Origin of the sequence: Pueribacillus sp. YX66 (genome assembly GCF_041725775.1) — a bacterium.
Classification (GTDB): domain Bacteria; phylum Bacillota; class Bacilli; order Bacillales; family UBA6769; genus Pueribacillus.
In genome coordinates, this window is record NZ_JBEUEL010000070.1 from 1 (window position 1) to 1,784 (window position 1,784).

Consider the following 1,784-nt stretch of genomic DNA (forward strand, 5'->3'; position numbering starts at 1 on the left):
ATGGAATCCGACAATTCCGAGGATACCCTACCTATTTTTTATTGAAAAGACCTTTACACAAAATATTTTACGTCATCGAAAAATGAAGTTAAAACTTAATAAAATATTGGGAGGGTTTCTATTATGAATAGAACAATTGCATAAAGAAGTCGAATAGCGACAAATAATCAAAGAATGTTTCAACGTGATTTATTTTTGGAGGAACAAAAAAAGAATTTAAAATACCTTTCGGAAGTATTCGGGAAAATTGGGTTTGTCGTCGAAACTGTAGAAATAGATTCAAGAGCAATATTTGCACCAATTGTTAAATTCGTTAACCATGAAAAGAAATCAAGACAATTTAATACGCTATTAAGCATAATGGGATTAAGTAACTTTAGGACGACTCCAAGAGGAAAATTAGTAAAAATTGAGACAGTCCTGAAAAAGAATGTTAACGGAGAAGGTAATAGAAGAAAACAACAAATTAGTAGAATGGCAAAGGTAACACCTTCAGACGTTAAGTTACTAGCAGACCTATTAAGTAGTAAACGTCAACAGATTACTACATATATGAATGTTACTAGGGAATTAGAAATTTAGGAGATGGAGTGAGTAAATATGAAAAAGGTTGCCATTATTGGTGGTGATAATAAAAAAGGATACGAGGACAAGTTAAAGACATTAAATTTTGAGTTAAAATATCATGATGGAAGAATAAAAAGAAAAGGGACCAAAAATTATTTCAGCAACTTATTAAAAGATGTTGAATGTGTTATAGTTATACTATCAGCTGTATCTCATGGTACAATGTATGCAGTTAAAGATGTTGCAGATAAATTTGGAATTAAAGTGGTTTATCACCGTAGTAAAGGAATTTCTAGTGTTATAAATGCTGTCCACGATAATGTGGCTTTTTATTAAATGAAAATTAAAAGGAATTACAAATACCTTATCAGAATAAGGTTAATACATTAACGGGGAGTTGTAAGGTTATATGGATAACATTGAGTTAAGGGCAAATAAAGCAAGTAGGGCAATTGGTGAACGGCTCAGAGAAGAGATACGGTCTTATGAATACCATGAAGTTGCGAGTAGAATTTTTACAGCAAAATTCTTGTTAGTAAATAAAAGTCATTCAATAACTTTACCAGACGATATGTCGTGGGAAAGAATCAGTTCTTCTCACTATAATATAGGAAATCTAATTGATGAGTTATTTCATAAGATTGCGCATAACAATGAGTTTAATCTAGATCTGCTAAGTAGTTTTTCTCTTTCAAAGATAGGAGACCATGTACTGTATGATTGCCTAATGATTATGGACCGAGGTTCTCTAACAATAGAAGAGTTTCAAGATACAAATTTAACTGGTCAATATTTCTTACATCTCATACAACGACTAATGGAAAGTGAAGGAAAAGAATTAGGAACATCTGTAACACCAGAAGGATTAAATAGACTTATGATACGAATATTAAATCCTTCTAATGGCAGTTTGTACGATGGAGCAGCAGGAATTGGGGGATCGTTAATTGAAGCTTACCGTTTCAATAATGACATTTCAATGTTTGGGCAAGAGATAAATGAATCAAATGTTGCTATAGCTTACATGAATGCAATTGTAAATGGAATAGATTTATCAAAATTTCAAATTGCAAAAGGTGATACATTGTTCTCTCCCGCATTTATAGAAAATGATAGTAACTTAATGCAGTTTGATTATATGATGACGTAAAATATTTTGTGTAAAGGTCTTTTCAATAAAAAATAGGTAGGGTATCCTCGGAATTGTCGGATTCCAT

At 31.6% G+C, this 1,784-nt stretch carries 3 protein-coding genes; all 3 read left to right on the forward strand.

Annotation, left to right across the window (positions count from 1 at the left end; translation table 11 throughout):
* Positions 1–195 precede the first annotated feature (195 nt).
* Complete coding sequence (locus ABU914_RS15300; protein ID WP_379670557.1) at positions 196–582, forward strand: hypothetical protein; 387 nt, start codon at positions 196–198, stop codon at positions 580–582.
* Positions 583–600: 18 nt separating this feature from the next.
* Entirely contained in the window at positions 601–903 is a 303-nt protein-coding gene (locus tag ABU914_RS15305) for a DUF2325 domain-containing protein (RefSeq protein WP_379670558.1), read from the forward strand.
* A 73-nt stretch (positions 904–976) separates the two neighbouring features.
* Positions 977–1,717 (forward strand): HsdM family class I SAM-dependent methyltransferase, encoded by a 741-nt coding sequence (locus ABU914_RS15310; protein WP_379670559.1) that lies wholly within the window; start codon positions 977–979, stop codon positions 1,715–1,717.
* The last annotated feature ends 67 nt before the right edge of the window (positions 1,718–1,784 follow it).